General features: G+C 51.6%; 22 protein-coding genes. 15 read left to right on the top strand and 7 right to left on the bottom strand.

The window, feature by feature from the left end; all coding sequences use genetic code 11:
- The first annotated feature begins 9 nt into the window (after positions 1 to 9).
- A complete protein-coding gene (locus GW591_RS16375) occupies positions 10 to 1,116 on the top strand; it encodes an ABC transporter permease (protein WP_112197336.1) in 1,107 nt (368 codons plus the stop codon).
- 130 nt (positions 1,117 to 1,246) lie between these two features.
- On the opposite strand, the gene GW591_RS16370 is transcribed toward GW591_RS16375, so the two are convergent.
- The 3 genes from GW591_RS16370 to GW591_RS16360 all read right to left on the bottom strand — a co-directional run bounded on the left by GW591_RS16370 (position 1,247) and on the right by GW591_RS16360 (position 4,054).
- Complete coding sequence (locus tag GW591_RS16370) at positions 1,247 to 2,050, bottom strand: pyrroline-5-carboxylate reductase family protein (protein ID WP_166861006.1); 804 nt, start codon at positions 2,048 to 2,050, stop codon at positions 1,247 to 1,249.
- A gap of 2 nt (positions 2,051 to 2,052) precedes the next feature.
- Complete coding sequence (locus tag GW591_RS16365; protein WP_166861004.1) at positions 2,053 to 3,231, bottom strand: M20 aminoacylase family protein; 1,179 nt, start codon at positions 3,229 to 3,231, stop codon at positions 2,053 to 2,055.
- A gap of 121 nt (positions 3,232 to 3,352) precedes the next feature.
- Entirely contained in the window at positions 3,353 to 4,054 is a 702-nt protein-coding gene (locus tag GW591_RS16360; protein ID WP_112197338.1) for a GntR family transcriptional regulator, read from the bottom strand.
- 534 nt (positions 4,055 to 4,588) lie between these two features.
- On the opposite strand from GW591_RS16360, the gene GW591_RS16355 reads away from it, so the two are divergent.
- The 9 genes from GW591_RS16355 (at position 4,589) to umuC (ending at position 13,048) form a co-directional block, all read left to right on the top strand.
- Entirely contained in the window at positions 4,589 to 5,716 is a 1,128-nt protein-coding gene (locus GW591_RS16355) for an ABC transporter substrate-binding protein (RefSeq protein WP_013578155.1), read from the top strand.
- Between the two features lie 48 nt (positions 5,717 to 5,764).
- Positions 5,765 to 6,658, top strand: a complete 894-nt coding sequence (locus GW591_RS16350; protein WP_013578154.1) for a branched-chain amino acid ABC transporter permease — start codon at positions 5,765 to 5,767, stop codon at positions 6,656 to 6,658.
- The gene (locus tag GW591_RS16345; RefSeq protein WP_014416681.1) at positions 6,651 to 7,538 is read left to right on the top strand and encodes a branched-chain amino acid ABC transporter permease; all 888 of its coding nucleotides are present in this window, start codon (positions 6,651 to 6,653) and stop codon (positions 7,536 to 7,538) included. Before GW591_RS16350 ends, GW591_RS16345 begins: the two co-directional genes overlap by 8 nt.
- On the top strand, positions 7,535 to 8,314 hold the full coding sequence (locus GW591_RS16340; protein ID WP_014416680.1) for an ABC transporter ATP-binding protein: 780 nt from the start codon (positions 7,535 to 7,537) through the stop codon (positions 8,312 to 8,314). The genes GW591_RS16345 and GW591_RS16340 overlap by 4 nt, the downstream gene beginning before the upstream one ends.
- The gene (locus GW591_RS16335) at positions 8,311 to 9,030 is read left to right on the top strand and encodes an ABC transporter ATP-binding protein (protein WP_013578151.1); all 720 of its coding nucleotides are present in this window, start codon (positions 8,311 to 8,313) and stop codon (positions 9,028 to 9,030) included. The genes GW591_RS16340 and GW591_RS16335 overlap by 4 nt, the downstream gene beginning before the upstream one ends.
- A gap of 33 nt (positions 9,031 to 9,063) precedes the next feature.
- Complete coding sequence (locus GW591_RS16330) at positions 9,064 to 9,903, top strand: VOC family protein (RefSeq protein WP_119262312.1); 840 nt, start codon at positions 9,064 to 9,066, stop codon at positions 9,901 to 9,903.
- 199 nt (positions 9,904 to 10,102) lie between these two features.
- A complete protein-coding gene (locus tag GW591_RS16325) occupies positions 10,103 to 11,116 on the top strand; it encodes an alpha/beta hydrolase family protein (protein ID WP_166861002.1) in 1,014 nt (337 codons plus the stop codon).
- Between the two features lie 247 nt (positions 11,117 to 11,363).
- A complete protein-coding gene (gene umuD, locus GW591_RS16320) occupies positions 11,364 to 11,783 on the top strand; it encodes a translesion error-prone DNA polymerase V autoproteolytic subunit (protein WP_013578148.1) in 420 nt (139 codons plus the stop codon).
- Positions 11,784 to 11,785: 2 nt separating this feature from the next.
- Entirely contained in the window at positions 11,786 to 13,048 is a 1,263-nt protein-coding gene (gene umuC, locus GW591_RS16315; RefSeq protein ID WP_013578147.1) for a translesion error-prone DNA polymerase V subunit UmuC, read from the top strand.
- Positions 13,049 to 13,216: 168 nt separating this feature from the next.
- Here the strand turns inward: umuC and GW591_RS16310 are convergent, their stop codons facing one another.
- On the bottom strand, positions 13,217 to 14,653 hold the full coding sequence (locus GW591_RS16310) for a glycoside hydrolase family 1 protein (RefSeq protein WP_166861000.1): 1,437 nt from the start codon (positions 14,651 to 14,653) through the stop codon (positions 13,217 to 13,219).
- Between the two features lie 367 nt (positions 14,654 to 15,020).
- On the opposite strand from GW591_RS16310, the gene GW591_RS16305 reads away from it, so the two are divergent.
- Genes GW591_RS16305 through yjiA form a run of 3 tightly spaced genes read left to right on the top strand, consistent with a single transcriptional unit; the run spans position 15,021 to position 18,423 of the window.
- Positions 15,021 to 17,174: a carbon starvation CstA family protein gene (locus GW591_RS16305; RefSeq protein ID WP_166860998.1), complete on the top strand. Its 2,154-nt coding sequence runs from the start codon at positions 15,021 to 15,023 to the stop codon at positions 17,172 to 17,174.
- A 60-nt stretch (positions 17,175 to 17,234) separates the two neighbouring features.
- Positions 17,235 to 17,438, top strand: a complete 204-nt coding sequence (locus tag GW591_RS16300; RefSeq protein WP_013578144.1) for a YbdD/YjiX family protein — start codon at positions 17,235 to 17,237, stop codon at positions 17,436 to 17,438.
- A 13-nt stretch (positions 17,439 to 17,451) separates the two neighbouring features.
- Entirely contained in the window at positions 17,452 to 18,423 is a 972-nt protein-coding gene (gene yjiA / locus GW591_RS16295) for a GTPase (RefSeq protein ID WP_166860996.1), read from the top strand.
- A 30-nt stretch (positions 18,424 to 18,453) separates the two neighbouring features.
- Here the strand turns inward: yjiA and btsR are convergent, their stop codons facing one another.
- The 3 genes from btsR to GW591_RS16280 form a co-directional block, all read right to left on the bottom strand.
- The gene (gene btsR / locus GW591_RS16290; RefSeq protein WP_013578142.1) at positions 18,454 to 19,173 is read right to left on the bottom strand and encodes a two-component system response regulator BtsR; all 720 of its coding nucleotides are present in this window, start codon (positions 19,171 to 19,173) and stop codon (positions 18,454 to 18,456) included.
- Entirely contained in the window at positions 19,167 to 20,855 is a 1,689-nt protein-coding gene (locus tag GW591_RS16285) for a sensor histidine kinase (RefSeq protein ID WP_013578141.1), read from the bottom strand. Before GW591_RS16285 ends, btsR begins: the two co-directional genes overlap by 7 nt.
- Positions 20,856 to 21,088: 233 nt before the next feature.
- Positions 21,089 to 21,985 carry a LysR family transcriptional regulator gene (locus GW591_RS16280; RefSeq protein ID WP_013578140.1) on the bottom strand — a complete coding sequence of 299 codons (897 nt, stop codon included), beginning with the start codon at positions 21,983 to 21,985 and terminating at the stop codon, positions 21,089 to 21,091.
- 101 nt (positions 21,986 to 22,086) lie between these two features.
- Here GW591_RS16280 and GW591_RS16275 point away from each other — a divergent pair, with 101 nt between their 5' ends.
- Both GW591_RS16275 and GW591_RS16270 read left to right on the top strand, forming a co-directional pair.
- Entirely contained in the window at positions 22,087 to 22,938 is an 852-nt protein-coding gene (locus tag GW591_RS16275; protein WP_014416672.1) for an alpha/beta fold hydrolase, read from the top strand.
- Between the two features lie 4 nt (positions 22,939 to 22,942).
- The gene (locus tag GW591_RS16270; protein ID WP_013578138.1) at positions 22,943 to 23,545 is read left to right on the top strand and encodes a glutathione S-transferase; all 603 of its coding nucleotides are present in this window, start codon (positions 22,943 to 22,945) and stop codon (positions 23,543 to 23,545) included.
- The last annotated feature ends 3 nt before the right edge of the window (positions 23,546 to 23,548 follow it).

Below are 23,548 nucleotides of genomic sequence, written 5' to 3'. Positions count from 1 at the left end.
GGGAAAGTTATGTATCATCGACTCTGGACATTAATTCGCAAAGAACTGCAATCCCTGCTGCGCGAGCCGCAAACCCGTACCATTTTGATTTTGCCGGTGGTGTTGCAGGTGATTCTGTTCCCGTTTGCCGCCACGCTTGAGGTCACTAACGCCACCATCGCGATTTACAGCCAAGACAATGGCAGCCATTCCGTGGAACTGACGCAACGTTTTGCACACGCCAAAGCTTTTAGCCATCTGCTGCTGTTAAAAAGCCCGCAGGAAATCCAGCCAACCCTCGATAAACAAAAAGCGCTGCTGCTGATCCACTTCCCTGCGGATTTCTCACGAAATTTGGCAAGCAATCAGCCAGCTAAACTGCAAATTATTCTTGACGGTCGTAACTCGAACAGTGCGCAGATTGCCGCCAATTACCTGCAGCAAATCGTGAAAAACTACCAACTAGAACTCATGACTGGTCAACCGAAGTCGAATAACAGTGAGCTGGTAATACGCAATTGGTATAACCCAAACCTGAACTACAAATGGTTTGTGGTGCCGTCGCTTATCGCCATGATAACGACCATCGGCGTAATGATTGTGACTTCACTGTCCGTTGCTCGTGAACGTGAACAAGGCACGCTCGACCAGCTCCTGGTGTCGCCGCTTGCCACCTGGCAGATATTTGTTGGTAAAGCCGTACCCGCGCAGATTGTCGCCATTGCGCAGGCCACTATTGTGCTCGGTGTGGGAATATGGGGCTATCAAATCCCCTTCTCTGGTTCGGTCTTACTGTTCTACTTCACCATGTTGATTTACGGGCTTTCGCTGGTGGGATTCGGGCTGCTGATTTCTGCACTTAGTTCGACGCAGCAGCAGGCATTTATTGGCGTATTTGTCTTTATGATGCCGGCGATTCTGCTTTCCGGCTATGTCTCACCGGTAGAGAACATGCCCGTGTGGTTGCAAAATCTGACGTGGATAAATCCTATCCGGCACTTTACGGACATCACAAAACAAATTTACCTGAAAGATGCGAGTCTGGACATTGTATGGGGAAGCCTGTGGCCGCTACTGGTGATTGCAGCGATAACAGGCTCAGCGGCGTACTGGATGTTTCGCCGCAAAGTGGCCTGATCTGTCAATCAAATTCTTCGCCAGGGGTTGTCACGCACTTTGATGACTTTACGCAGATGAGCTACATCCTTCAGCATGGCAGCCACACGTTGAAATTGCTGTCATAGACCACTCTTGTTAAAAAATAGTGTTATTTTTGACCAGAAAGCTCCGTTGTACGACGCACCGCAGCCAGAACGCTGCTTTGCAGACCAGCGGCGAAATTAATTTTATTCAACTCATATAAACCATTAATGCCAACCCCTGCCGGAGAGTTATTAATATCCATCAACTGGCGCGGATGGCGCCCGGATAACTTAAGCATTTCAACCGCGCCCACCAGGTTTTCCCACACCACTTGCGTTGACTGAGTCCGGGTTAATCCGGCAAGGACACCGGCGTCCGCCAGCGCTTCGACAAAATAATAGACATAGTTGACACCAGCGACAGCAAAACCGGTGAAGACGTCAATCAACCGTTCTTCCAGCACCATCACCTTGCCGAAACTTTCCAGAAACGGCATTACGGACGCGCTGTTAACATAAGCATTAAACGCCACGCCGCTGTAGCCCAGCCCGGTATCCGTCAGCGTATTCGGGATGATACGCGTAATCGGGCGTGACTCGCCCAGCATCAAAGACAACTGGGTCAGCGTTACGCCAGCAATAATAGAAATGACCGACGTCTGTGGCGCGGCATACTGCTTAATCAGTTGTGCGACATCAGCAATATTATCCTGCGGACGTACCCCAATCACGATGTGATCCGCTGCGGCCAGCGCGTTTGGCAAATCTTGTGTATTGCTCAACTCATAGCGCGCTTTCAGCGTTTCAATTCGCTCTGGATCAATATCCGATAAGCTGACCTCGTGCGGGTTTAATGCGCCGCGTTTTAAGGCGGCGCGCAGAATCGCTTCGGTCATTTGACCAGCACCAATAAAGTGGATATGGCTCATAGTTAATCCTCAGAAGTAACAGAAACAGGACCCAATGACCTCTCCACCAGCGATACCCAAAGACCGATGCCAGGTGCGATAAGTTGGTCATTAAAATCATAATGCGGGTTATGTAATGCCGCGCCCGGCGTTGGGCCATCGGCCCCCAGCCACAAATAAGCGCCCGGACAGGCTTCCAGAAAATAGGCGAAATCTTCTGCCGCCATTGAGGGTGATAACTGTGTGTGGACCTGCGTGATCCCCTCGACGTGGCGTGCGGCATCCGCCAGAATTTTTGCCTGTTGCGCATGGTTGACGGTTACCGGGTAACCGTATTCCCAGCGAATGCTGCCACTGACGCCAAATGGCCGGACGAGCTGTTCGACATACTCCGCCATCAGAATCTGGCAGCGCGCTCTGGCCGTCTGGCTCAGGCAACGCAGCGTGCCGGACAATTGCATTGTCTGCGGGACGACATTTATTGCTTCCCCGGCCTGGAGTTGCGTCACGCTGATCACGACGCTGTCCAGCGGAGAGAGTCGGCGCGTCATGATCGTTTGCAACGCGGTAATCAGGTGTGCACCGGCCAGCACCGGATCGGCCCCTTTTTCCGGCATCGCCGCATGGCATCCCACGCCAGTCAGCGTGATAAAAAAATTGTCCTGAGAAGCCATCATTGGGCCTGTGCTAACGGCCACTTGCCCCACCGGCAGCCCCGGCCAGTTGTGCAGCGCATAAACCGCAGAAACGGGAAAGCGCGTAAAGATTCCTTCTTCCACCATTAAACGCCCGCCGCCGGCATTCTCTTCCGCAGGCTGAAAAATAAAGTACACCGTCCCGTTGAACGCTCTGGTCTGGCTGAGATAGCGCGCCGCCCCCAGTAAAATGGCGGTATGCCCGTCATGTCCACAGGCGTGCATCATGCCTGGCGAGGAAGAGCACCATGCAACAGCGTTGTTTTCCTGAATGGGTAATGCATCAATATCAGCGCGAAGGGCTATTGACGGCCCCTCGCCATTGCGAAGAACACCCATCACGCCAGTGCCCGCAATGCCGGTATGCACTTCAAGATCATATTGGCGCAGCAGGCTGCTGATTTTCGCGGAAGTATGAAATTCTTGTAAGCCAATCTCCGGGCGCGTGTGGATCTCACGTCGCCAGATAATCGCCTGTTGAATAATCTCTTCGGGAATGGAGCGCATATATCCTCTACATTTTCCCGGCACAATGCCGCAGCATGACGCTGTGAATGAATTACCGGAACGCGTAATGCCCTCTGGTAGCTGATTAAATTATCGGTTTGGACCTAATGAAAAGAGTGGCTCAGGGCTTCCCAAAATAAATCCTGGCAAGCCCTTCTTTTGTGACTTCAACCGCGTGCTCGGCACTCAATGAAATATGTTGCTCAATCAGCACCACGCCTTTTTCGATATCCCGCTGGCGTAATGCTGCGATAATTTCGACATGCTCGTCATAGGCATTGTTCCTGCGCACGGGCGTTTCGAGATCGATACGCCGGAAAAAGCGGCTCAGCGAATTCAGGCTATCGAGCATTTCATAGAGCCGACTATTATGGGAAATACGGGCTATTTCCATGTGGAAACGCTCATCAATTTCCGCAATCTTCGCCCAATCCTGTTCAGTTTGCGCCGGGCGATGCTGGCTCACTTCTTCCCAGATAGCCGTGGTCGTAGCGATCTCTTCATCTGTTGCCCGCAGGCAGGCGAAACGAAAGGTCGATTGCTCTATAACCATTCGCACCTCATAAAGTTCGCGGACACCTTCCGGCGTCAGGTCACGGGAGTAAAAACCCCGGTTGGGTACAAAATTCATAAAGCCGTCTTTTGCCAGACGGTTCAGCGCTTCCCGCACCGGCGTACGCGAGACCCCCAGTTGTGCCGCAAGCTCAACTTCATTCACCCGTTCGCCGGGACGAAAGTAGTAATCAATCGCCATGCCTTTCACTTTCTCGTAGACCTTTTCCACACTGTCAGCGCTACGGGATTTCTTTTTTATGATAACCACATTATCCCCTTAATTTACCGCATGCTCAGCACGAAAATAAAAATGCGGCAAAGATTATTTCACGTAATGTTTTTATAGATAGCACAGCAAAAAAAACAACTCAACACAAAAGTGAATACACTTTTCTTTAATTAAAAAATTACTCATTCATAAGCATTTTTCATCTTATTTATTCTTATGGATTTTCCCCGCACCATTTTACGGCAGCATTGCACTAAAATGATTCAAAGTGTATTCACTTATGCACACAGATATTTTTATTGGCCATGATAAAAATGAAAACGAAAGTTTTTTAGATATTTTCGATTCCATTGTATTTATTCATGAATTTGCATTCGTTTAACCTGAAATAAGCACTTGATACCGGGAACGTCCTGTTATCTGGCATCGTCTTTGCTTAATACACAAGTGTATGCACTTATATATTCACTTTAGTGCGCTCTTTTTCGGCATTACCAGGCAGGCTTGTGCACATTTGCGCAGGCGACAAAACACCGGCCTCAGAAGCCGGCAACAGCAAACCGGAGAACCAACATGAAAAATCGTTTCGGGCAAGGCATGATGCTGTCAACACTGGCAGGTATGACGTTGTTTGGTCTGGCGCGCACGGCGCAGGCCGATGTGAACATGGGTGCAATTTTGCCCTTAACCGGCACCAGCGCCAGCATTGGTGAAGATCAGCGTCGTGGTATTGAACTGGCGGTTGAACAGGTTAATGCCCAGGGCGGCGTTAATGGTCAGCCATTACATGTGATCGTGGAAGATTCCGCCGAAAGCCCGGTTACAGGCCTGAATGCCGTACGTAAGTTAACTCAGGTTAACCATGTCCCTTTAGTGATGGGCAGTTTTTCCTCTGGTGTCACCATTCCGGTTGGGCAATATCTGGTGAAGAACAATCTGCTGCACATCAATATTTCCGGTACCAGCACCGATATCCGCAAAATCGGCGCTACCTCCTGGAGCGTTATTGGCCTGGATTCTCTTTCCGCAAGCTTCTCGGCAGAAGATGTGCGCCAGCTCGGTTACAGCAAAGTGGCCTTTATCGCCCCGGATGGTGCTTACGGTCAGGGTATGGCGAAGCAGTTCACCAACGCGTTTGAAAAAGCCGGGGGCAAAGTGGTCGCCAAAGTGCTCTATGCCAGCGGTCAGCCTTCTTATCGCCGCGAGCTGGAACAAATTTCTCGCGCTCATCCGCAAGCCTACGTTTACACCAGCTACGGCCAGGATGCCATTGTGCTGAACCGTGAGGCCTGGGAGCTGGGTCTGAATAAAACGCCCTGGTATGGCATGTATTTAACCATGGCCGTTGAAGGTTCCCCGGCGCAGTACACCAACGGGCAGGTTGGTATGGAAGTCGCAGGTATTGACCAGAAAACGTCGGGTGGTCACGGCGTAAATTATGCTGAGCTGTACCAGAAAAAATTCCATGAGAAACCTCGCTCTGTGTACGGTAGCTATGCCTGGGATAGCGTAATGCTGGCGGCGGCAGCTATCGACAAAGCGCACAGTGCCGATCCGGCAGCCATGATCGCGGCAATGAAAACCGTTGCGCCTGGCTTTACCGGCATTACCGGTACATTAAATCTGGATGCCGATAACCAGCGTATGTCTCAGCCCTACCTGAAAGTGAAAGCGTTTAATGGCGTACCGGTTCCCCGGTAACGAGCCGCTTTATCTTGCCAGTTCACGCTACATCATCGGGGAAAAACCATGCTGCAGTTTTTGATTGATACATTGATTCGCACTGCGGATTTGTCGCTGGTCGCGCTGGGATTAAGCCTGGTTTACGGGCTGGTACGGTTCGCCAACATCGCTCATATGCAATATGCCATGGTCGGTTCATTTATCACCGCCGCCGGGCTTCGTCTTGGCATGCCGTTGGCTCTGGCAATCGTGTTTTCTGCATTGGTCTGCGGCATGCTGTCCATGATTTTGCATCACTGGGTTTATCAGCCACTGCTGAAAAGCGGTACCGCTAACGCCATGATCGGATCGCTTGCGGTATCGATGGTGCTGATCGCACTGGTTCTCGGGGTTGAGGGGTCGGCCCCGGTGAATTATTCCCTGCCTGTGGGTGCGCTCTTGCAGGTTGGGGACACCCGAATCTCCTCTGACGAACTCTGGGGTCTTGGCGTCACGATTTCGCTGGTGGTGGTGTTCAGCCTGTTGCTGTTTCGTACGCCGCAAGGTCGCGCTATCCGTGCGCTGGCAAGTAACCGGGATCTGGCAGCAGCCTCCGGGTTAAATGCCAGCGCAATTATCCACACCGTCAACCTGTTGGCTGGAATGCTGGCCGCTGTGGGAGGCAGTATGCTGGCGATGAATGCCAGCGCATGGGTCAACCAGGGCAATGATCTGATGTTGCCGGTGCTCGCTGCCGCCATTCTCGGCGGGCTGGGAAATCCAATGGGCGCCATTTTTGGTGCACTTCTTATCGCTGCAACCGAAACCCTCGTGACCAACATCGACTGGAGCTGGCTGTTCGGCGGCGACTTATTGTTTATCCCGGTGACCTGGGTGAACGCCTCATCGTTTGTCATTCTGCTGCTGGCGCTGTTACTGCGTCCTTATGGCCTGTTTAACCGGGAGGTCCGCCGTGTCTGAGTTTTTACTGCATATCCTTTGCCTTGCCGGGATCTATGCCATTATCGCGCTTGCCCTGAATTTACAGGCAGGTTACGCCGGTTTGCTGAATTTCGGTCACATTGTGTTTGTCGGAACCGGCGCTTATGCCGTCGGTCTGGGAAACAATTTTGGGTTGCCGCTGTGGGTGGTGATCCCGGCCGGGTTACTGTGTGCCATTGTTATCAGCGCGCTGATGGCGTTGCTGGGGCGTCAGCTAACGGCGGACTACTGGGGCATTGCCACGTTGGCGCTGGCTGAAATCATCCGCATTGCCGTCGTCAATGAAGACGAACTGACGGGCGGCGCGCAGGGGATTGGCGGCCTGTCTTCGCCCTGGTCGACCGGTGATACCGTCACCGATACGCGTATCTTCGCGATCATTATTCTGCTCAGCGTCATCGTCGCCACGCTCGCCAGCCTGCGTATCGGCGCCAGCCGGTTTGGGCGGGCGCTGCGCCTGATGCGCGAGCAACCTCAGTTAGCGATCTGCATGGGCTATGCGCTGCCGTGGCTGAAATGCCGGGCGTTGATGAGCAGTGCTGTGATGTGCTGTCTGGCCGGTATGTTACTGGCCTGGTACACCGATTATGTCAGCCCGGATTACCTGCTTTCGTCGGAAACCTTTCTTATCTGGAGCATGGTGATGATCGGTGGTCTTGGCAATGTGCGCGGCGTGTTGCTGGGCGTGTTGCTGGTGGAAGGGCTGTATAACTTTATCCCCTTTGCAAAAGACTATTTCCACATCAGTTCAGACCTGACTGGCGCGCTACGCCTGGGGTTGGTGGGTCTGGCTTTATTACTGTGTCTGCTCACACGACCAGGTGGTCTGTTACCGGAAAAATTAAGGACTTTCTCATGAGCCGTTTGCTTGAAGTGGCTGACATCAGCAAATCCTTTGGCGGCAACCAGGTACTGACATCCGTATCATTTACGCTGGAAAAGGGGGAGATTCTTGGCCTGCTCGGGCCGAATGGTTCCGGTAAAAGTACGCTGCTCAACACCATTTCCGGGTTTAACCGGCCGGATGGCGGCAGCATCACATTCGATGGACAGTCCATTACTCGTCAGCCCAGCCACCGGATCATCCAGGCTGGCATTGCACGCACCTTCCAGCTCCCCGTCATGCCGGAAAAGATGAGCGTTATGGAAGTCGTGATGACTGCTGGTACTCGTCAGCACGGGTTATTCAACGGTCTGCTGGGGCTGGCTTCCGGGCGTAAAGCCGAACAGGAAGACAGGACCCGCGCCAGCGAATTACTGGATACCTTGCTGTTAACCAAAGTTAAAGATCTGCCTGCTGCGGCGCTTTCCGGCGGACAGAAAAAACTACTGGGTATTGCCTGCGCGCTGATGGGTAAACCGACGCTGCTGATGCTGGATGAGCCTATGGCCGGTGTGCACCCGAAATTACGCCAGGAGCTGGTGGAAACGTTGGTCAACCTGAGCCGTCAGGGTATTTCACTTTTGGTTATTGAACACGATATGCATTTTATAAACACCCTGTGCCAGCGCTGCATCGTGCTGGATCGCGGACAGATTGTCGCCAGTTGCCGCCCGGATGAACTGGCGCAGAACCAGCAAGTACTGGATGCCTATTTAGGGCAAAGCACCGCAACATTGCAGGAGGCCGTATGATTACCCTCGAAAACGTGGTCGCCGGTTATACCCCGGGGATTGATATTCTGCACGGTATTTCATTGCATGTTGAACAGGCGGAAATCGTGACGCTGCTGGGGCCAAATGGCTGCGGCAAATCCACCTTGCTGAAATCGATTGCCGGATTTGTCTCCCCGCGCGAAGGACGGGTTGAAATCGATGGATGCGAAACGGCAAAAATTCCGGTGCACCGGAAAATCCGTGAATGCTCACTCGGGTTTGTCCCACAACTGGACAACGTCTTCAACAATCTGACCGTGGCAGAAAATCTGCAAACCGGGGGACAATTTTTACCGCCAGGCCAACGTAAGCAGCGAATGGCCCAACTGGCGGAAAATTACCCTGTGTTACATAAAAAATGGCAATCACCCGCGTCAGCGCTTTCCGGCGGCGAGCGACAAATCCTCGCGCTGGCAAGGGCTCTGATGCCTGAACCCGCAGTACTGCTGCTCGATGAACCTTCGGCCGGGCTGTCACCGAAAATGCTTACGGAAGTTTTTAGCGCCATACAAACCATTCGCCGCCAGGAAAAAGTGACCATTTTAATGGTCGAGCAGAATGCTATGGAGGCACTGCACATTTCCGACCGGGTCTATGTTCTGGCGCTGGGGAAAGTGGCGATGGAGGGCAGCGCGCAGGACCTGCTACACGACCCCCGTATGCGCGAACTCTATTTTGGCGGTCGTGCCGCCTGACAGGATCAGTAAAAAGAACAGAAGGAAGACACCATGCCGATTACTCCGGTTATCGATCACGCGGTGATTAATGTCGATGAAGAACTGGATCAGGCGCAAGGCCTGTTCCAGCGGATGGGATTTCAGCTCAGTACACGGGGGCACCATTCGATGGGCTCCAGTAACCATCTGGCCGTCTTTGCAGATAACTATCTGGAACTTTTAGGTTATGAGCCTGCCAGTCAGACAGACTCGCGAGGATTGTGGAACGTTGCGCCAGGCCTTGCCGGACTGGTCTGGAAAACCCGGGATGCGCATGCGGTATGGCAGCACCTCCGGCAATGTCAACTCGATGGCGAACCGCCGACCCGCTTCTCACGCCCGGTGATATTGCCGGACGGCAGCCAGACTGAGGCCCGGTTCTGCATCTCGCGGATCCGCGCCAGCGCCCTGGCATACGGCTTCAGTTTTTTCTGCGAACATCAAACGCCGCAGGCCGTTTGGCAGCCCGCCTGGCAGGTACATCCTAATGGCGTGCAAGCGCTGTCTGCCTTCGTTATTGCCTCGCCTCAACCTGAACAGACGCTGGCGCTGTATCACCAGTTGTTCAGTGTGGAGGCCCGCGCGGAGACCAACGGCGGTTATGTGCTTGATTCAGGGACCTGCTGCCTGCGTATTATCACTCATCAACAAGCACGTCTGGAATTCGCGCTTCCGCCTGTCGCTGCGCAGGCACCGGCGAAAATGGTGGCGCTCTGTTTCCAGGTAGCATCACTGGAGCAGCTCAGGCGCTGTCTTAGCCAGGGGGATATTCAGTGGCGCGAGCAAGATGATCAACTGTTGGTGACGCAGCAGCATGCTCAGTGGCTGGCGATGCGCTTTAAGGATAAATAGCGGTGAAGCTCCGCCAGTTACTGTTGGTAAATCTCACTTAATTTCCATTTGTTCATCCCTGAAGTGGAAGTTAACGCCCACAGCAGCACCAAGATTATTACTGTCAGGAGCTTCGAATTTTAAGTCATTGACATCCTGTTCTATAAAGTATTAAAAAAGTCGGCTGATATTTAATTTTATAAATTATAAAGAGCTATACATGATTAAATATATTGTGTCATTTTCAATTATGATTGTCGTTCTCATTATTTTTTTGCTTAGCCGATTATATGATTTCGATCTTTCAGGGTACGGGCAACAACGTTCTATATCTTTTAAGCATAATAACGATGTTCTGATGGGGACGTTGATTATGCCTCCAGGTAAGGTTTCTCCTCCGTTTGTGCTTTTAGTTCATGGAGACGGACCTCAGGACCGCTGGTCAGAAGGTGGATATATTCCATTGGTTAAATTCCTTGTCTCACAGGGAATTGCCGTTTTTTCATGGGATAAACCTGGTGTGGATAAAAGTACAGGTAACTGGCTGGCACAGACAATGTCAGATCGCGCAGAGGAGGCGGTTTTGGCGTTAAAAAAACTGAGAGAACAGCCGGAACTGAAAAAAAGTCGCGGAGGTTATCTTGGGTTCTCGCAGGCAGGTTGGGTTGTACCGCAGGCGAGCCAACTGACAACAACTGAGTTTGTTGTGCTGATAGGTGCGGCGATAAACTGGCGTAATCAGGGCATATACTATACAGGACAAAGGCTTAAAGTCGAAGGTCGCTCCCTGAATGATATTCAGGATGCTAAAAAACATGAAGCCGTGGCTTTTGACCGCCAGTTTACAGAAGAAGCAGCTGTTCTCCCCTGCCACTCCCAATGTACGCGCCAGGACTTCGAACGCAGGAATTCCCTGGCTGATGCGACGAAAGATATTTCCGGTACACATACTCCGGTATTAATTCTGATGGGCCAGGATGACCGGAATGTAGACGCTGATGAAACAGCCACGGTCTGGGCCAAAGCACTACCAGCGGGCACTCCCCGCTGTATCAGGCAGTTGCCGGGGGCAACTCACGGACTTTTACGAAGCGAATGGTTTGATTATCAGCTTGCTTCTCAGTGGCCTTTGTGGAAACAGGGACTTTTTCTGCTGTCAGGGAGATACTCATATTCGCCCGGGGCGCTCAGGACTGTCTCATCATGGATCCTGAATCAGAACTGTGTGGACTGAATTGCATTCTTATTACGTGCCCAAAGCCAGTTCTTCATCGAAGAGCAGGGAACCGAGGTGACTTACCGTCAGAGTGCTACGGTTTCGCTGAACTGGGTTTAAGTCAGGCAACAAAACTATATTGGATACCACACAAACTAAATTAACAGACACTTCAAGCACTTTCAGGAATCGCTTCACAAGTTTCTTGATCCTTAGCTGCATTCAGCAATACTGTATATAAACACAGCATATCGAGATCAACATCATGCAGCTCATTCGACCAACTGAGGCTTCTCAACCAGTCATGCTTCCTCTCTTCTCTGAGAAAGTGCCCTGTGGCTTTCCGAGCCCAGCGCAGGACTATGTCGAGGACAGACTGGATCTCAACAAATTGCTGATAAGACATCCGAGTGCCACTTACTTCATAAAAGTTAGCGGGGAGTCTATGCATGGCGCCGGCATCAGTGATGGGGATCTTTTAGTGGTTGATCGCTCGCTTTCAGCCGTACATGGCGATATTGTTATTGCTGCTGTTTCAGGTGAATTCACCGTGAAAGAACTTCGTACTCATCCTTATCTACAGCTAGTACCTCACAACGATGATTATTCTTCGATTTCATTTCAAAATGCAGAAGAATTAGAAATATTCGGAGTGGTCATTTTTAGTATTAAGGCGCATAAATAATTATGTTCGCTCTCATCGACGTAAATAGTTTTTATACTTCTTGCGAAACTGTTTTTCGGCCAGACTTGCAGGGGAAGCCTGTTGTCGTCGTTTCCAATAATGATGGCTGTATTATTTCTCGCTCAGCCGAGGCAAAATCCCTTGGTATTAAAATGGGTGAGCCATTTTTTAAAATAAAAAACAATACATATAGCTCCAGGGTTTATGTATTCAGTTCTAATTATGCACTTTATGCCGATCTAAGTGAGCGAGTTATGCAGACGCTAACTGAAATGTCTCCTTCGATCGAAGTTTACTCAATAGACGAAGCCTTCGTTAATTTATCTGGGGTAATAAATTGCATGCCCCTAAATTGCTTCGGTCATGAAATGAAAAATAGAGTATTTAAAAATACAGGATTAACTGTGGGGGTTGGTATTGCACAAACAAAGACATTAGCAAAGTTAGCTAACCATGCAGCCAAGAAATGGCGTGGCACTGGTGGCATTGTCGACTTATCGAATATTGAACGTCAGCGCAGGCTACTGGCAATTATCTCTGTTGAGGATGTCTGGGGTATTGGCCGGAGAATTAGTAAGAAACTTAATTCAATGGGTATTAATACAGCACTTGACCTGGCTGAAAGCTCATTATGGGTAATAAGAAAACACTTCAATGTTGTTCTCGAAAGGACTGTTCGTGAACTTCGAGGTGAACAATGTCTTGAACCGGAAGAGTTTGCACCAGAAAAACAACAGATCATCTGCAGTAGATCTTTTGGCAACCGCATAACTCAGTATTCGGATATGCATCAAGCCATTTGTGACTATGCTGAGCGAGCATCAGAAAAACTACGTAGTGAGCGCCAGTTCTGCCGTTTCGTTAGTGTTTTCCTTCATACCAGCCCACACGCACATAATGAAACATACTATGGAAATCAAGCATCCATGAAGCTACTGACCCCTTCTAATGATACTCGTGACATTATAAGTTCGGCCACGAACTCCCTGAAGAGAATATGGGTTGATGGCCATCAATATATGAAGGCTGGCGTTATGTTGGCTGATTTTTTCAGTAATGGAGTAGCGCAGCTAAATTTATTTGACGATAACGCTCCACGAAAAAACAGTGCAGCGTTAATGGAGGCTATCGATAAATTAAATAACTCTGGGAAAGGAAAGATCTGGTTTGCAGGACAGGGTATTGAAAAAAACTGGGCGATGAAACGGGAGATGCTTTCTCCCGCTTACACAACCCGATATTCAGACTTACCAGTGGCGAGGTGAAATTATTCATGCAAGCCACGAGGAAAGGAAACAGCCTCTGATGAATGCCACTCACGTTCGCCACGCTCACGAAAATCAGCGCCAGCGTCTTCGATGACTTGCTGACTTAAGGTCGGTGAAAACAGTCCGGCTATCACCCGGACTATTTTCAAACCTGGCGGGGGAATATCAGCTGATATCTGCGCCGTTCGTCTCGATCACTTTCTGATACCAGTGGAACGATTTCTTCCTGTAACGGTTACCGGTGCCGGAAATCTTATCGTCGAGGTCGACATAAATCAGACCGTAGCGTTTACTCATCTCGCCGGTAGACATACTCACCAGATCAATACATCCCCACGGGGTATAACCCATCAGTTCCACGCCGTCGTCAATGGCTTCAGCCATCGCCTGAATATGCTGGCGCAGATAGTTGATACGGTAATCATCGGCAATAAAGTGGTTTTCATCCGGCTTATCGACGGCGCCCAGCCCGTTCTCGACAATAAACAACGGCTTTTCATAGCGATCGTACAGTTGATTGAGGGCAATCCGCAGGCCGACCGGATCGATTTCCCAGCCCCATTCACTGGCTTCGAGGAACGGATTGCGCGCGCCGCCAAGCAAGTTGCCCTGCGCCGAAACCGCGTCAGGATTGGTTTTGTTGATGGTTGAAGACATGTAGTAGCTGAAACCAATGTAATCCACCGTATGTTCTTTAATCAGCGCTAAATCACCCGGCTGAATATCCAGTTCAACACCCTGAGACTTCCACAAACTTTTGGCGTAATACGGATATTTACCACCGGCCTGCACGTCGGCGCAGTAGAAATTAAACGCCTGCGTCTCTTTCAGGGTTTCCAGTTGATTGACCGGATTACAGTCATAAGCGTAGTTGGTGGCAAACAGGATCATGCAACCAATCTGAATCTGTGCGTTGGTTTCATGGGCGATTTTGACCGCCAGACTGCTGGCGACAAACTGGTTATGCCACGCCTGGAATTTCGCCTGCGCCTCAAGCGCGCCGGTTTTTACCGTCAGCCCCTGACTCATGATCGGGAAATGCGCCGCGCTGTTGATCTCGTTGAAAGTCATCCAGTACTTCACTTTATGACCAAAGCGGGTCAGCACCGTGCGGGCAAAACGCTCAAAGTGACCAATCAGTTCACGGTTTTTCCAGCCGCCAAACGCGGTAGCCAGATGCAGCGGCATCTCATAATGGGAAATGGTGATCACCGGTTCGATGCCGTGCGCAATACAGGCATCAATCACCTGATCATAATGCTTCAGCCCCGCTTCGTTGGGTTGCTGCTCAATACCGTTCGGGTAGATGCGGGTCCAGGCGATAGAAAAGCGGTAACATTTGAATCCCATTTCCGCGAACAGCGCGATATCTTCCTGAAAGCGATGATAGTGATCGATGCCTTTATGATTGGGATACGTGTAGTTTGCAGTATCAAGGGTAAAATCAAACTCCGGTGAGGAAACGATGTTCAGACGCGCTTTGCCACCCGGAATTGCATCGACAATCGACAGCCCTTTGCCATCCTTATCGTAAGCACCTTCAACCTGATTGGCCGCCGTTGCCCCGCCCCACATAAAGCCTTGCGGAAACTTACCTTTCATAAAAACTCCCTGAATGTGTTGATTGATCCCTCGGATCATTTAGAAAATGAATAATTTACCTGTCAAAACACGGCTCTGCCACAAAAGTTACGCCGATGCCCGGGCTTTCAGGCATAACCGGTGCAGTGATCTAAATCACAGATTTAGCTGCATTAATCGCTCCCTGAACCGCTTATTCCGCGTAATAACCGCTTATCTCCCTCTGTGACCGCTTACCAAGTTTCCCCCCTGCGCGCCTGCGAATTTGGCACCCTATGCGGGCAGTAAAGTGTGTAACAAAACAGGTCCCTGCCTCTCTGAAAGCGGTCCTTAATAAAGAAAACAGAGACGGGTATTTCGTGAGTCTTTTAAAATAACCGGGTTATTTATGAATAAAAAAGCATTATTCAAGCACATACCGTGGATGATTGTGGCTCTCCTCGGTGCCTGCTGTCTGGGTGTGGTTGCCCTGCGGCGGGGTGAACATATCAGCGCCTTATGGATAGTCGTGGCCTCTGTCTCGGTTTATCTGGTGGCCTATCGCTATTACAGCCTGTATATCGCGCAAAAGGTCATGAAACTCGACCCTTCGCGCTCGACGCCTGCGGTAATCAACAATGACGGCCTGAACTATGTGCCGACCAACCGCAACGTACTGTTCGGCCACCATTTTGCCGCTATAGCCGGGGCGGGTCCGTTAGTCGGGCCTGTGCTCGCCGCGCAAATGGGGTATCTGCCGGGCGTTCTGTGGTTGCTGGCCGGTGTGGTTCTTGCCGGTGCGGTGCAGGACTTTATGGTGCTGTTCATCTCTTCACGCCGGAACGGTGCGTCCCTGGGCGAGATGATCAAAGAAGAGATGGGGCCGGTGCCGGGCACTATCGCCCTGTTCGGCTGTTTCCTGATCATGATTATTATTCTGGCGGTGCTGGCCTTAATCGTGGTGAAAGCCCTGGCCGAAAGCCCGTGGGGCGTGTTTACCGTGTGTTCTACGGTGCCGATTGCCCTGTTTATGGGCATCTACATGCGCTTTATCCGCCCGGGTCGCGTGGGTGAGATCTCGGTGATTGGCGTGATCCTGCTCGTCGCGGCTATCTGGTTCGGGGGCGTTATCGCCAGCGATCCTTACTGGGGTCCGGCGCTGACTTTCAAAGACACCACCATTACCTTTACCCTGATTGGTTATGCGTTTGTCTCCGCTCTGTTGCCGGTGTGGCTGATTCTGGCGCCGCGTGATTATCTGGCAACGTTCCTGAAAATCGGCGTTATCGTCGGGCTGGCGATCGGTATCGTGCTCCTCAATCCGGAACTGAAAATGCCTGCCCTGACCCAGTACATCGACGGTACAGGTCCGTTGTGGAAAGGTGCGCTGTTCCCGTTCCTGTTTATTACCATCGCCTGCGGTGCGGTGTCTGGTTTCCACGCACTGATCGCCTCCGGCACCACGCCTAAACTGCTGGCCTGCGAAACCGATGCACGGTTTATCGGTTACGGCGCAATGCTGATGGAATCCTTCGTGGCAGTGATGGCGCTGGTCGCGGCATCAATCATCGAGCCGGGTTTGTACTTCGCCATGAATACCCCGCCAGCCGGTCTGGGCATCACCATGCCAAACCTGCACGAACTGGGCGGTGATCATGCGCCGATGATTCTGGCGCAACTGAAAGACGTCACGGCGCACGCTGCAGCAACCGTCAGTTCATGGGGATTTGTGATCTCGCCTGAGCAGATTATGCAAACGGCGAAAGACATCGGCGAACCCTCAGTGCTGAACCGCGCAGGTGGTGCACCCACGCTGGCCGTCGGGATTGCGCACGTGTTCCACAAAATTATGCCGCTGGCCGATATGGGCTTCTGGTATCACTTCGGCATTCTGTTTGAAGCGCTGTTCATCCTGACCGCACTGGATGCGGGCACCCGTTCCGGCCGCTTTATGTTGCAGGATCTGCTGGGTAACTTTATCCCGTTCCTGAAAAAAACCGATTCACTGATCGCCGGGATTATCGGCACCGCAGGCTGTGTCGGGCTGTGGGGTTATCTGCTGTATCAGGGCGTGGTCGATCCGCTGGGTGGCGTGAAAAGTCTGTGGCCGCTGTTCGGTATCTCAAACCAGATGCTGGCCGCCGTCGCGCTGATCCTCGCCACCGTCGTTCTGGTGAAAATGAAACGTACGAAGTACATCTGGGTCACCATGCTGCCAGCCATCTGGCTGCTTATCTGCACCACCTGGGCGCTGGGTCTGAAACTGTTCAGCACCAATGCACAGATGGAAGGCTTCTTCTACATGGCCGGTCAGTATAAAGAACGCATTGCCACTGGCGGCGCGAACCTGACACCAGAACAAGTCAGCAATATGCACCATATTGTCATCAACAACTACACCAACGCCGGGCTGAGTGTTCTGTTCCTGATTGTGGTGTACAGCATCATTTTCTACGGTATCCGCGCCTGCCTGCAGGCACGTAAAACCGACAAACGTACCGATAAGGAAACGCCTTATGTGCCGGTTCCTGCGGAAGGGATAAAAATCTCCTCCGGGCACTGACCGTTTACCTCAAAGCCCCGCACCCGCGGGGCTTTTCAGCATAAATACAAAGGAGTACGTATGTTTGACAACTTAGGTGCGGCGAAGAAATACCTCGGTCAGGCCGCACGTATGCTGGTGGGCATACCGGATTACGACACCTACGTCCTGCATATGCAGACCAACCACCCGGATACACCGCCAATGACCTACGAGGAGTTTTTCCGCGAGCGTCAGCAGGCGCGTTACGGCGGGGATGGTAAAGGCGGAATGCGCTGTTGTTAAGGGGAATAAAATTATGATGCCAATTGCAGTCACAGTATTAACAGGCTTCCTGGGTGCCGGGAAAACCACGCTTTTACGCCAGATCTTGCATACTCAGCACGAGATGAAAATTGCAGTGATCGAGAATGAATTTGGCGAGATGCCCATCGATAACCAGCTGATTGGCGACCGTGCCACACGGATCACCACTTTATCCAACGGCTGCATCTGCTGTACCCGTTCGGGCGAGCTGGAATCGGCGCTGCTGGATTTGCTCGACAGCGTGGATAAAGGCGAGGTGCAGTTTGACCGGCTGATAATCGAATGCACCGGCATGGCCGACCCCGGCCCAATCCTTCAGGCGTTTTTCGCGCATGAAGTCATCTGTGAAAGATATGTGTTAGATGGCGTTATCACGCTGGTGGATGCCGTGCATGCCATGTCTCAGTTGGATCAGTTCCCGCTGGCGCAGTCGCAGATTGGTTACGCTGACCGTATCCTGCTGACTAAAACTGATGTGTCCGGTGAATGTCCTGAGCTGACGGAGCGGCTGCAACGCATTAATGCCCGTGCACCGGTTTATAAAACAGTTCAGGGGGATATCGATCCGGCGCTGCTGTTTGATACCCGCGGATTTATGCTGGAGGAAGACGTGGTCGCCGCCAGACCGCTGTTCCACCGCCTCGCGCCACAGCAAAACACCGTTTCCTCGATTGTGGTGGAACTGGATTATCCGGTGGCGCTGACCGCGATATCGAAGGTGATGGAAGAACTGCTGGCCAGTTTTGCCGATAACCTGATGCGTTATAAAGGGATGTTATGGATAGCCGATCACCCGTGCCGCCTGCTGTTTCAGGGCGTACAGCGCCTCTACAGCGCCGACTGGGATCGCGAGTGGCTGCCGGACGAAACGCCGCGCAGTGCGTTAGTTTTCATTGGCATGCAGTTGCCCGAAACCGAAATCCGCGCGGCCTTTGCCCGGCTGCGTCCGGCCAGCCCTGTCTGACCCATGTGTCCAAAAGAAAAGCGGCGGGGTTTACAGCCCCACCGTCTCTTTCAGTGATTTCAGATAGCGGCGGCTGACCGGCACAATCTGACCATCACGCAGCAGCAGTTCCGCCTGGTTCTTATCCTCCAGACGGATCTCCTTCAGATAATCCATATTCACCAGATATTGCCGGTGACAACGTAACAACGGCGTACGAACTTCCAGCGTGCGCAGGGTCAGTTCGGTGAATGTCTCTTTGCCGTCCTGTCCGGTGACATACACCCCGCCGACCCGGCTGCTGACAAAAGCCACATCTTCAAGCTGCAACAACCAGATACGGTTACTGCTGATACAGGGGATAAACTTCAGCGGCTGCTGATATTGCGGTAACTGTGAGACATCCTGCTCCTGATAGCCCAGTCGTAATCTCGCCAGCGTTTTCTGAAGCCGCGCCGCCTGGATGGGTTTGAGTAAGTAGTCAAACGCGCACTGTTCAAACGCCTGCACCGCATATTCCTCGAACGCGGTGAGGAAAACGATGTGCGGGCGATGTTGCTGATCGAGCATACCGACCATTTCCAGCCCGCTGATGCGCGGCATCTGAATATCGAGAAAGACAATGTCAGGACGGATTTTGTGGATCACGCCAATCGCTTCAATGGCGTTGGTACATTCACCGACAATTTCAATATCGCTTTCATCCTGAAGCTGTAAGCGTAAATTTTCCAGCGCCAGCGGCTCATCATCGACAATCAGCACTCTTAACATGGCGCACCCTCCGCAGGCAGCCGTAACGTGACGCGGGTGAAATCATCCGGTTTACAACTGACCGTAATGCCATAATCATCGCCAAAGCGCGCCCGCAGACGTTTATCGACCAGGCTCATACCTAACCCGTCGCTGCTTTCTTCCGGCTGATATAACCCGGCGTTATCTTCCACTTCGATGATCACCATTTCGCCCTCACTGTAAGCGCGGATCACAATATTGCCATTGCTCAGCAACTGAGAAGTGCCATGTTTGATGGCATTTTCCACTAACGGTTGCAGGGTGAAAGCAGGCAGGCTCTGATCAGAAAAGGCCTCCGGTACCTGTAAATCCACCTTCAGTTGCGTCGGAAATCTTGCCAGCTCGATTTGCAGATAGGCATTCACATGCTCCAGTTCATCCGCCAGCGTAACGACTTCAGAAGAGCGTTTGAGATTCTTGCGAAAGAAGGTCGACAGGTACTGCACCAGTTGACCGGCTTTATCACTGTCGTGGCGGATCACCGCCATTAACGTATTGAGGGCGTTGAATAAGAAATGCGGATTAACCTGAGCATGCAACAGCTTGATTTCAGACTGTGCCAGCAACGCTTTTTGTTGCTCAAATTTACCGGCGAGGATCTGCGCCGACAACAGTTGGGCAATTCCCTCGCCCAGTGTGCGGTTGATGGAGCTGAACAGACGGTTGCGAACCTCATACAATTTGATCGTGCCAATCACCCGCTGATTTTCACCCCGCAGCGGGATCACCAGGGTTGAACCCAGCTTGCAGCTGGGATGCAGTGAACAGCGGTAAGGCATCTCGTTGCCGTCGGCATACACCACTTCATCGTTCTCGATAGCACGCCAGGTATATTGTGATGCGATGGGTTTGCCCACCAGATGGTGATCGTCGCCGATACCGGTAAAGGCCAGCAATTTCTCACGATCAGTAATCGCCACAGCCCCGATATCCAGCTCTTTCAGCAGCACCTGTGCCACTTTCATGCTGTTCTCTTCGTTGAACCCGCGTCGCAAAATGCCTTCCGTCGAGGCGGCCACTTTCAGCGCGGTGGCCGAAAACGCCGAGGTATATTTTTCGAACATTGCCCGCTTATCCAGCAGGATACGCATAAACATCGCGGCCCCGAGGGTATTCGTCACCATCATCGGTGCGGCAATGCTGCCGACCAGATTAAGCGCATCGTGAAACGGGCGGGCAATAAGCAGGATGATTAGCATTTGCAGTATTTCTGCAACAAAGGTGACACCAGCCGCTACCAGAGGATTAAATAACTTATCGATACGTCCACGTTTGATCAAAACGCTGTGTACCAGACCCCCTAATAATCCCTCGGCGATGGTTGAAATCATGCAGCTCAGCGCCGTCATACCGCCCATTGAATAACGGTGGATCCCGCCGGTCAGCCCCACTAACCCCCCGACCACCGGGCCGCCGAGCAACCCGCCCATCACGGCGCCAATCGCGCGGGTATTGGCAATAGAGTCCTCGATATGCAGGCCAAAGTAGGTTCCCATAATGCAAAAAATGGAAAACGTGATGTAACACAATAGCTTATGCGGCAGCCGAACCGACACCTGAACCAGCGGAATAAATAACCGCGTTTTACTCATCAGCCAGGCAATCACCAAAAACACGCACATTTGTTGTAACAGCAGCAATATCAAATTGAATTCGTACATTCCCGGGCATCCAAAATACGACAAGCTGAAAATATATCGTGCTCAGATAAAATTTACCTTGAACCCGCCAGAAGAATGGGAATATTTTTATTGACGAATTAAATTTAATATTCTTCTAAATGAAATATCAGAAAACTATTTAAAGATGCCGTTCAGCAAACGGTAATATGTATTATGCAGCCACCACGACCCGATATTAATGAATCAGAAAGTCGCATGCCTCTCCGATAAAATCATGACTGACTGCTATTGATATCCCCCGCCTTAGCAGATCTCTGCATCAGCCGGCTCAGTATCAGACAGAAAGCCTCACTTGCAGGGTTATAGCGGTGCTCGTTCACACGTAGCAGACAATCCACGGACGGCAACGGCATCCTCTGTTCAAGTTCGCAAAGATCGCTAACCGGTTTTGCGATGCTGAATTCATTCATTATTCCCACCCCAAGGCCTGCATTTATCGCCGCAAGCATACCTGCCACTGAAGGGCACTCCAGCATCACCATAAAGGTAATATCAGCCTGATTCAGTTTCTCCTCAGCCATACGGCGATAAAAACAATCTGTCCCCCAGGTGATCAGTTTAAGGCGATTACCGGATGCATACCGCCACGAAGGAGGTGCACACCAGTATAATTTTTCTGTCCAGAGTACCTTGTCTTCGCCGCTGGCCATGCCCGTGAAATCCTGGTGTAAAATGATGTCCAGTCCCCCCTCAGAAAAATGCTGACGCAGGAGATGGCTTTGCTCAACAACCAGCTGGACATCCACCTCAGGATGATGGTGAGTGAACAGAGCAATAACTGAACACACTTCTGTCAGAGAAATGTGTTCAGTTACCCCAACACGGAGCTTTCCGCGCAATGCCGAAGGTGAAAAATAGGCCACAGCGTTATCGTGTTCGCTGAGTATTTTCACCGCATGCTGGAGTAACACGCTGCCCTTTTCAGTCGGGCAGGCTTTCCCTGCGTGACGTGTCAGGAGCTGACACTGAAGCTGATCTTCAAGTCGCCTGAGTTTCCAGCTCACAGCAGACTGACTCAGGCTGAGGAGTGAAGCCGTTTTGCTCATACTGCCGGTTTGAACGACGGTTCTGAACACCCTGAGCGAATCAACGGAGAGGCGTTTATTCATTTTATTATGACAAAAGTGGGTTACCAGAGGGAAAGAATGTCACTGGCGTCATATTCAGTCAACGGATAGCCTGCTCAGACTGAATAAAAGCGGAGCAAACTATGCCAGGTTGTAATCCATTACTGACTCAACACGTTGTGATAAAGGGTTGTCGCATTGCGACGGGGGTCCACGGCTCAGGCACGCCACTGATTCTGGTTCATGGCACGCCTGCGCATTCTGTCATCTGGCAGACACTCGTCCCGATATTTGTCGACGCAGGCTTTCGTGTTCATCTGTATGACCTTCCAGGGTTCGGCGCATCCGAACGCCCGGTGAAAACGGATACATCGGTAGCCTCACAGGTGACTTTTCTGCTACGACTGCTTGAATACTGGCAACTGGATAAAGCACACTTTTTGGGTCACGACATCGGTGGGGCAATTTCACTTCGGCTGGCATTCGATTACCCGGACCGCCTCCAGACACTCACCCTCGCCGATATTCCAAGCTACGACTCCTGGCCATCGCCTACATGGAAAGACATGCGGGATAATTATGCGGAATATGCATTGATACCGGCCAGCCAACATTGTATTGCGATGTCACGCCAGCTAAAGATGGCCGTTTTTAAAAAGGAAGTGATGACAGGGGAACGGCTGGAGAGTTATCTCGCGCCACTTTGTGGCGTGGTGGAGCAGGCCTCATTTTATCAACATCAGGTCGCTCACTATAATTCCTGTTACACGGCAGACTTTGCGGAGAAGCTCCCTCTTCTGAATCTGCCCGTACAGATCTTATGGGGGAAAGAAGATGAATGGCAGCCCGTTGAATATAGCCAGCGTCTGCAACGCGATATTTCGTCTTCCACGCTGCATATCTATGAGCAGGCCGGACACTTTTTGATGGAAGATGCTCCACTGCCTGTAGCCAGACAGGTAGTCGAATTTATTAACAAAAATGAGGTGAGGTAACACTATGGTTCTGATCGGAATGCTGGATTCGCCCTATGTCAGACGCGTGGCTATCTGTATGAAAGTGTTGGGTATTGATTTCGAACATCGTCCGCTCTCGGTGTTTGCCGATTTTGAGACACTGGTGAAAATTAACCCGGCGGTCAAAGTCCCCACGCTTATCACGCAAGACAATCAGGTACTGATGGACTCAACCTTAATCATCAGCTATCTGGAGAAACTGTCCACCCGCTCTCTTGGCAATCCCCCCGAGTCCGGGCCGGAAGGCCTGCGGGAATTATGCCTCACGGGACTTGCTCTGACAGCCTGTGAAAAAGCGGTGCAACTCGTTTACGAACGACGCCTCAGGCCGGAGGAAAAGCAACATCAGCCCTGGGTTGATCGGGTGACCCGACAGCTCCGGGGGACATGGCAAATGCTTGATGACAGCCTGCAGGAAAGCGCCCCTGATATACTGACTGTAGCCGGTATCAGCATCGCCGTTGCCTGGAGTTTTACGGTATCGATGCTGCCAGATATCATGAACGCCGACCAGTATGCGCAAGCGAACAGCTTCACACAGCGGGCCGAACAGCGACCGCAATTTCTGGCAACACCCAGGGTGTAAGTA

It is taken from the genome of Rahnella aceris, from assembly GCF_011684115.1.
Classification (GTDB): domain Bacteria; phylum Pseudomonadota; class Gammaproteobacteria; order Enterobacterales; family Enterobacteriaceae; genus Rahnella; species Rahnella aceris.
The sequence above is the reverse complement of the archived record's forward strand: the minus strand, read 5'-3'. Positions and strand labels throughout refer to the sequence as shown.